This is a genomic window from Ramlibacter sp., from assembly GCF_028292805.1.
In the GTDB taxonomy this organism is placed as follows: Bacteria; Pseudomonadota; Gammaproteobacteria; order Burkholderiales; family Burkholderiaceae_C; genus Ramlibacter.
This window is the reverse complement of record NZ_JAQGLS010000118.1, coordinates 1-7,801: the sequence shown is the minus strand read 5'-3', so window position 1 is coordinate 7,801 and position 7,801 is coordinate 1. Positions and strand designations below refer to the sequence as shown.

Here is a 7,801-nt window from a genome sequence, read left to right as displayed (position 1 = left end):
CTCCGCCTTTGCGGGATCGACGTAGACGATCAGGTACAGCTTGCCGGAGAGGTTGTCGATGACCGCGAGTTCCTCGCATTGCAGCAGCAGGATGTCCGGGCAGTGCAAGGTGTCGGGCGGGCAACTCTTTTCGAGCTTCTTCTCGATGTGGCGCACCGTGTCGTAGCCGAAGTAGCCGGCCAGACCGCCGCAAAAACGCGGCATGCCGGGCCGCAGCGCCACCTTGAATCGCTTCTGGTAGGCCTGCACGAAGTCCAGCGGGTTGCCGCCGGCGCTCTCGATCACCGTGCCGTTGGTGACGACCTCGGTGACGGCGTCGGCGCCGAAGCCACTCGAGCGCAGCAGCGTTTGCGCCGGCAGGCCGATGAAGCTGTAGCGCCCGAAGCGCTCGCCGCCCACCACCGACTCCAGCAGGAAGCTGAGCTTGCCGCCGCCCTTGCCATGGGCCAGCTTCAGGTACAGCGACAAGGGGGTTTCGAGATCGGCGAAGGCTTCGACGATCAGCGGAATGCGGTTGTAGCCCTGCAACGCAAGGCTTTTGAATTCAAGTTCGGTGATCAAGGGGTGAGCCTCCACAAGCTCGGCGGCGCGCTGGCCGCAGTATCCGGACGGGGCCTCGGGGTGAGGCGCGGGGGCACGGGCTGCCCCGTGCTATCAGCTTCGCACTTGAACAGGCTTGCGCCAGGGCCAGGCTCCCCGGTCGCTGCAACCTGTAATGTTCGTGCGGTGGATGAACATGGGAGCCAGTGTAGCAAACGCATTTGCGCGCGCCAGTCGATGCTGAAAAGCACTGGATCGGCGCTGCACGTTGGCGACAGCCGGGCTGGATGGAACGGCGCTGGCATCCGCTACGACGGACCCTTCAAGGTCTGCACCGCGGGGCTGCAGTCAGCATGCCGCGGGAAATCGACGCCAGCGAGCTGGGCAAGTCGTTCACGCGCCGGGTCAAGAGCAAACATGGAAAAAGCAGCTTTGCCCGGCTGATCCCCGGCCTGATGCGCATGAGCCCGATCCTCAGCGACCACCAAAGCTGCAGCCCGGCGACAGCTTCACCGGCGACTGGGTGCCGGGCCCCGGTACCGTGGTGAGCGTGCGCGGCCTGCCGCAGGGCGTGCCGTCAAGGAGCCGGAGTTCTACGAAGCCCTGATGCGGAGCTGGCTCGGGCCGAACCGGGCCGACTGGAAACTCAAGGGCAGCCTGCTGGGCCAGCACCCCTGGCAGCCAGAAGCGTCACCAGCAGCGCGGTGATGTCGGCCAGCGAGTCGACGTGACCGTCGGCGTCCACGGCGCGCACCGGCTGGCCGTGGTTGTAGCCGTAGCTCACCAGCACCACCGGGCAACCGGCGGCGCGCGCCGCGGCGGCGTCGTTGCTGGAGTCGCCAATCATCAGCGTGGCCGCCGGCGGCACCGCCAGCGCCTCGCAGGTCTTGAGCAAGGGCAGCGGGTCCGGCTTCCTGCGCGCGAAGGCATCGCCGCCGAACACCACGTCGAACTCGCGGTCCAGCCCTTTCAGGCGCAGCAGCTGGCGGGCGAATTCGCTCGGCTTGTTGGTCAGGCAGGCCAGCTTCAGGCCCGCCGCCCGCAGCTGGGCGATCCCTTCGGCCACCCCCGGATAGACCTGGGAGTGCCGGCCATTAAGCTGGCGGTAGGCGTCCTGATACACGGCCCAGGCCCGCTCGTACAGCTGCGCCGGCGCGCCGACGTGGGCCAGCACCGAGCGGATCAGGTGTTCCGAGCCTTTGCCGATGAAGCCGGCCACCACGTCCTGCGCCACGGCCGGCTGCCCCAGCCCATCGAGCATGCGGGCCAGCGCCATGTGAAAGTCCGCCAGCGTGTCGACGAGGGTGCCATCGAGGTCGATGATCGCCGCCTGCAGCGGCATGGAAAGCTTGGCCATGCAGCAAGGATAGCGGGCGCGGCCCGCGCCCCGTTCAGGCCACCACTTGGTCGACCGGCCGCGTCCAGTGGCGGTGCTTGCCGATGGCGACGATGAAGTCCTGCGCCAGTTGCAGCCGGGCCGTCGGCTCGTTGGTGCCGATGACGACGCCGGCCGGCGCCGGGCCGCCTTCCGGCGCCAGCCCGGCGCGCCGCAGGATCTCGACCGATTCGCCGATCACGCAGATCGCCTTGCAATGCTTGTAGGCTTCCAGCAGGAAGTGCGAGGCGGCCCCGTCCCGCAGCAGCGCCTGCGCGCTGGCGGCACCGCCCGGCACCAGCACCGCGTCGAACATCACCGATGGCATGGTCTGGAAGGTGTGGTCCACCGGCACCTGCTGGCCCGAAGATGACGCCACGGTGCCCAGGTGCGCGGCGATCACCTTGGTGGTGGCGCCGGCATCCAGCAACGCCTGCTGGACCACCTTGAAGGCGCCCAGTTCGGCACCCGGGCCCATCAGCACCGCGATCCTGCGGGTCTGGATGGTGCCGCCGCCGGTCTCCATGCTCAGCGATGGCGCCGTCTCCACCATCTGCTTGGTCACGACAGTGCGAAAGCCCGACCGGCCGGCCGCGGCCCGGGCGTCCGGCTGCGAGATGCCCAGGGGCTCGGCCACCTTGCGCGCCAGCCGCCCGTCCACGTGGGCCAGGTTGTCGACGATGCGCTGCCGGATCCCCGGCGTCTCCACCTTGGACAGCTCGAACTGGAAGGCCGCGATGATGTGCTCCTTCTCGGCCGCGCTCTGGCTGTTCCAGAACAGCGTGGCCTGGCTGAAGTGGTCATCGAAGCTGGGGCTGCGGCGCCGCACCTTGGGCGACTCCAGCGCCTCGGCATGGCTCTGGAAGCCTTGCTCGCCCCCGTCGATGCGGAACTCCGAGCCAGTGGCCAGCGTGTTCGGCTCGTACGACACCCGGCCCTTGTTGATGGCGGTGCGGTGCATGCCGTCGCGCTGGAAGTTGTGGAACGGGCAGGCGCCGCGGTTGATCGGCAGCTCGTGGAAGTTGGGCCCGCCCAGGCGCGACAGCTGGGTGTCGGTGTACGAGAACAACCGGCCTTGCAGCAGCGGGTCGTTGGTGAAGTCGATGCCCGGCACGATGTGGCCGGGATGGAAGGCCACCTGTTCGGTCTCGGAAAACACGTTGTCAACGTTGCGGTTCAGCACCAGCCGGCCGACCACGGTGACCGGCACCACTTCCTCCGGCACCAGCTTTGTCGGGTCCAGCAGGTCGAAGCCGAGCTTGGCCGCCCGCTCCTCGTCGATCAGCTGCAGGCCCAGCTCCCACTCCGGGAACTCGCCGCGGTCGATCGCTTCCCACAGGTCGCGCCGGTGGTAGTCGGGGTCCTTGCCGGCGATCTTCTGCGCCTCGTCCCAGGCCAAGGCGTGCTTGCCCAGCTTGGGCCGCCAGTGGAACTTGACGAAATGCGCGCCGCCGCGCGCATTGACCAAGCGGAAGGTGTGGACGCCAAAGCCTTCCATCATCCGATAGCTGCGCGGGATGGCGCGGTCCGACATCAGCCAGACCAGCATGTGGGCGCTCTCGGGCATCAGCGAGATGAAGTCCCAGAAGGTGTCGTGCGCGCTGGATGCCTGCGGCATCTCGTGGTGCGGCTCGGGCTTGAGGGCATGGATCAGGTCGGGGAACTTCATCGCGTCCTGGATGAAGAACACCGGCATGTTGTTGCCCACCAGGTCGTAGTTGCCTTCGCGGGTGTAGAACTTGACAGCGAAGCCGCGCACGTCGCGCACGGTGTCGGCCGAGCCGCGCGAACCCACCGTGGTGGAAAAGCGCACGAACACCGGCGTGCGGCTGCCCACCTCCTGCAGGAAGTCGGCCTTGGTGTACTCCACCAGCGGCCGGGTCAGCTCGAAATAGCCGTGCGCCGCGGCGCCGCGCGCGTTGACCACCCGCTCGGGAATGCGCTCGTGGTCGAAGTGCGTGATCTTCTCGCGCAGGATGAAGTCTTCCAGCAGGCTGGGGCCGCGGATGCCGGCCGTGAGCGAGTTGTGGTTGTCGGGGATGACCACGCCCTGGTTGGTGGTCAGCAGGTTCTCGGGGCCCTGGGTGAAGGCTTCCAGCTGCTTTTGTCGACCGGTGACCGGATCGCCAGGCTTGGCCTTGCGGGAGCCCTCCGTGCGGGACGAGGCCATGAATGTCACTCCTGGGTGCAGGGATCGGGAACGAGGGTCAAGGCCGTGGGCTTGACCCCGGGGGCCGCGGCACCGGCCGCGCTCAGCCGTAGCTATTGGACCAAGCCTCAGCCGCAGACACCGTAGCCCTGCAGCGGGCGCGTTTGTGGGGCTTTGCCAGCATCCGGTGTAGGCCTTGTCTCACAGACGCATGGGCTTTTGGCTGGCGGCGCGCGGTCGCGTCCTACCGTTGGCGAGCCGCCGGTGCTCCACGATGGCCGCATCGGGAGGATGCGTCATGGGAAACCAGAGAATGAAGGAAGAAAGACTGCCGGACGCCGGCGCTGCCGGACACGGCGACACGGTGCCGGTGCAGGGCGAAAACCAGGTACCGAAGGCGCGCATGCCGCACGAGCGCGACGAATCCACCGACAGCCAGCAGGCCGCATCGCCGCAGGTGCGTCGCATGGGAAAGATCGCCCACGACTCGCAAGTCTCGGGCCAGCAGGACACCGACAAGGGTCCGGTGCTGGATGCCGCCTACGAACGGCAGATGGGCGGCGACGAGAAGAAACGGCGCCAGTGATCAGCGGGCCAGCTGCGCTCGCATCCCGTCGATGACGCCCTTGTAATCGGGCTTGCCGAAGATCGCGCTGCCGGCCACGAACGTGTCGGCGCCCGCGGCCGCGACACGCGCGATGTTGTCGCCCTTGATGCCGCCGTCGACTTCCAGCCGGATGTCGCGGCCGGTCGCGGTGATGCGCTTGCGCGCGTCCTCGATCTTGCGCAGAGCCGAGTCGATGAAGCCCTGGCCGCCAAAGCCGGGGTTGACGCTCATGATCAGGATCAGGTCGATGTCGTCGATCGTCCAGTCCAGCACCTCCAGCGAAGCCGCCGGATTGAACACCAGTCCCGCCTTGCAGCCGCGCGCCTTGATCGCCTGCACGCTGCGGTGCACGTGGGTCGATGCATCCGGGTGAAAGCTGATGAAGTCGGCGCCGGCATCGGCAAAGGCCTGAGCCAGCGCATCGACCGGCTGCACCATCAGGTGCACGTCGATCGGCACGGCGACCCCGGCGGCCGTCTTGGCGATCGGCTTGAGCGCCGAGCAGATCATCGGCCCGAAACTGAGATTCGGCACGTAATGGTTGTCCATCACGTCGAAGTGGATCCAGTCGGCGCCGGCCTCGATGACGGTGCGCACTTCCTCGCCGAGACGGGTGAAGTCGGCGGACAGGATCGACGGTGCGATGCGGTAGGTCGGGCGCGTGCTCATGGCCGCATTGTCGCCGAGCGGCGGGGGTGTCGGCAGCGGGTAGTAGCATTGGCCCATGCCCAAGTACGCCTTCCGCGTCGAAGTTCAGCCCCAGTTCCTGCCGGACCAGTCCGCGCCGGCACAGAACCTGTACAGCTTCGCCTACACCATCACCATCAGCAACGCGGGCGAACTGCCGGCGCAGCTGATCTCCCGCCACTGGATCATCACCAACGAACTCGGCGAGACCGAGGAAGTCAAGGGACTGGGCGTGGTCGGCCAGCAGCCGCTGCTCAAGCCCGGCGAGTCGTTCGAGTACACCAGCGGCTGTCGCCTGCGCACCGCCAGCGGCACCATGCAAGGCAGCTACTTCTGCGTCGCCGAGGACGGCGAACGCTTCGAGGTCGAAGTGCCGGTGTTCGTCCTGGCCGACGCGACCCGGCGTGTTCTGCATTGAACGGACTTGTTTCGACGAACCTTGCGGCGCAGCGCGGCGCGAGCTTCCCCTTGTGCACAGGATCCGGCTTTGCCGGTCTCTGCACACTGATCAGCCACTTGGAAATCGCGCGGCGATTTCCAAGTGAAAGGAACCCATGGATGAAGTGATGGCGATCTGGGCCCAATGGGTCAAGCCCTCCGCCGGCCTGCCGACGGTCCAGTGGTCGCTGCTGCTGGCCGCCGCCGCCTGCGCCGGCCACCTGCTGCAACGCTACAGCGGCTTGCCCAAGGTGGTTGGCTACTCGCTGGTCGGCACCTTGGCGGGCCTGGCCGGCTTTCCCGCCGGCTGGCCGCTGCAGGGTGTGGCGCTGTTCCTGCTGGAGCTGGGCGTGTCGCTGGTGCTGTTCGAGGCCGGTGGCCGCATCGCATTGCGCTGGTTCCGCCACAACCCGATGGTGCTGCTGCAAAGCCTGCTGGAAGCGACACTGACCGCAGTGGCGGTCTACTACGTGCTGCGCTGGCTGGACGTGCGCGCCAGCGTGGCGGAGGCGATGGCGCTGATCTCGATGGCGGCCTCGCCGGCCGTCTTGAGCCGCGTGATCATGGACACGCGCGCGGCCGGGCCGGTGACCGAACGGGCGATGGTGCTGGCCACGCTCAACACCTTCTACGCCCTGACCCTGGTGAGCGCCCGCGTGGGCACGATGCACGTCGAAGACACCGACCTGGTCGGCACGCTGTATCCGGTGGCGGTGGTGCTGGGCATCTCGGTGGTGGTCGGCGCCGTGCTGTCGCTGGTGCTGCGCTCGGCGCTGCGCTTCATGAGTCCGACCAGCGAGAACACGTCAATCGTGATGATCTCGCTGATCGCCGCCGCCGCCGCGATGGCGGCGCACTTCGGCGGCTCGGCGCCGCTGGCCGCGTTGCTGGGCGGGCTGCTGCTCAAGCAGCTGCATCCGCGGCCCTGGGCCTGGCCGCGCCAGCTGGGCACGGCGGCGTCCCTGCTGACGATGCTGATGTTCGTGCTGGTGTCGGTGGTGGCCGCCAAGGCCGACTGGAACCCGGCGGTGGCCGGGCTGGTGGCGGCGCTGGTGCTGACGCGCGGCGTCGCCAAGGTGGCGGGGATCTCCCTGGCCAACTTCGGCAGCGGCACCAGCCTCAAACAGGCGTTCTGGACCGGCTGCACGATGGCGCCGATGTCGTCGGTGGCGCTGCTGATGGTTTCGCAGTTCGTCGCCTCCTCGCTGACGCTGGGGCCGCGCATCGCCAGCATCGCCTTGCCGGCGATCCTGCTGATGGAGATCCTGGGCGCGATCATCACCACCTTCGCCATTTACCAGGCCGGCGAAAGCCTCAAGCCCTGGATGCCGGTCGGGGCGACCGACGGGGGAGAGCAGCGTGGATAAGCGCCTCGACCCGCAACTCAATTCGCAGCCGCCCGAGGAGCCGCCGCAGCTGGAAGCCTTCGGCCACTCCGAGGCGCTGACGCTGGGCGTGGAGCTGGAGCTGCAGCTGGTGAACACCCACGACTACGACCTGGCGCCCTACTCCGACGAGATGCTGCGGCTGATGGCCAAGATCCCCTTGCCCGGCTCGGTGGTGCCGGAGATGACTTCCAGCATGATCGAAGTCTCGACCGGCGTGTGCCACTCCAGCAGCGAGGTGCTGGGTCAGCTGTCGCAGATCCGCGATGCGCTGGTGCGCTGCGCCGACAAGCTCAACATCGCGATCGCCGGCGGCGGCACGCACCCGTTCCAGCAATGGCACGAGCAGCGCATCTACGACAGGCCGCGCTTTCGCCAGCTGTCCGAGCTGTACGGCTACCTGTCCAAGCAGTTCACCATCTTCGGCCAGCACGTGCACGTGGGCTGCCCGGATCCGGACAGCGCGCTGCTGATGCTGCACAGGATGTCGCGCTACATCCCGCATTTCATCGCGCTGTCGGCCAGCTCGCCCTATGTGCAGGGACAGGACACGCAGTACGATTCGGCGCGGCTCAATTCGGTGTTCGCCTTCCCGATGTCGGGGCGCGCGCCATTCACGC

General features: G+C 67.7%; 7 protein-coding genes and 1 pseudogene. 4 read left to right on the top strand and 4 right to left on the bottom strand.

Annotated elements, in window-relative coordinates; translation table 11 throughout:
• From JWP65_RS06805 to JWP65_RS06795, 3 genes and pseudogenes are all read right to left on the bottom strand, one after another.
• Window positions 1-561, bottom strand: a pseudogene (locus tag JWP65_RS06805) (anthranilate synthase component I); the annotation flags it as partial.
• 625 nt (window positions 562-1,186) lie between these two features.
• Window positions 1,187-1,897, bottom strand: coding sequence for a phosphoglycolate phosphatase (locus JWP65_RS06800; RefSeq protein WP_299761854.1), 711 nt, complete (start codon window positions 1,895-1,897; stop codon window positions 1,187-1,189).
• Window positions 1,898-1,931: 34 nt separating this feature from the next.
• Window positions 1,932-4,085 (bottom strand): catalase, encoded by a 2,154-nt coding sequence (locus tag JWP65_RS06795; RefSeq protein WP_299761852.1) that lies wholly within the window; start codon window positions 4,083-4,085, stop codon window positions 1,932-1,934.
• Between the two features lie 292 nt (window positions 4,086-4,377).
• Here JWP65_RS06795 and JWP65_RS06790 point away from each other — a divergent pair, with 292 nt between their 5' ends.
• A complete protein-coding gene (locus JWP65_RS06790) occupies window positions 4,378-4,650 on the top strand; it encodes a hypothetical protein (protein ID WP_299761850.1) in 273 nt (90 codons plus the stop codon).
• Here JWP65_RS06790 and rpe read toward each other — a convergent pair whose 3' ends face one another.
• Window positions 4,651-5,340, bottom strand: a complete 690-nt coding sequence (gene rpe / locus JWP65_RS06785) for a ribulose-phosphate 3-epimerase (RefSeq protein ID WP_299761847.1) — start codon at window positions 5,338-5,340, stop codon at window positions 4,651-4,653.
• Between the two features lie 55 nt (window positions 5,341-5,395).
• On the opposite strand from rpe, the gene apaG reads away from it, so the two are divergent.
• From apaG to JWP65_RS06770, 3 genes are all read left to right on the top strand, one after another.
• Window positions 5,396-5,776, top strand: a complete 381-nt coding sequence (gene apaG / locus JWP65_RS06780) for a Co2+/Mg2+ efflux protein ApaG (protein ID WP_299761845.1) — start codon at window positions 5,396-5,398, stop codon at window positions 5,774-5,776.
• Window positions 5,777-5,912: 136 nt separating this feature from the next.
• Window positions 5,913-7,163, top strand: coding sequence for a cation:proton antiporter (locus tag JWP65_RS06775; RefSeq protein ID WP_299761843.1), 1,251 nt, complete (start codon window positions 5,913-5,915; stop codon window positions 7,161-7,163).
• 49 nt (window positions 7,164-7,212) lie between these two features.
• On the top strand, window positions 7,213-7,801 hold a 589-nt coding region (locus tag JWP65_RS06770), incomplete at its 3' end, for a YbdK family carboxylate-amine ligase (RefSeq protein WP_299761857.1).

Bases quoted from the DNA above. Each gene is read 5' to 3' on its own strand.
- JWP65_RS06790 (WP_299761850.1), top strand. From the start codon at position 4,378: ATGAAGGAAGAAAGACTGCCGGACGCCGGCGCTGCCGGACACGGCGAC.
- JWP65_RS06800 (WP_299761854.1), bottom strand. From the start codon at position 1,897: ATGGCCAAGCTTTCCATGCCGCTGCAGGCGGCGATCATCGACCTCGAT.
- JWP65_RS06775 (WP_299761843.1), top strand. From the start codon at position 5,913: ATGGATGAAGTGATGGCGATCTGGGCCCAATGGGTCAAGCCCTCCGCC.
- rpe (WP_299761847.1), bottom strand. From the start codon at position 5,340: ATGAGCACGCGCCCGACCTACCGCATCGCACCGTCGATCCTGTCCGCC.
- apaG (WP_299761845.1), top strand. From the start codon at position 5,396: ATGCCCAAGTACGCCTTCCGCGTCGAAGTTCAGCCCCAGTTCCTGCCG.
- JWP65_RS06795 (WP_299761852.1), bottom strand. From the start codon at position 4,085: ATGGCCTCGTCCCGCACGGAGGGCTCCCGCAAGGCCAAGCCTGGCGAT.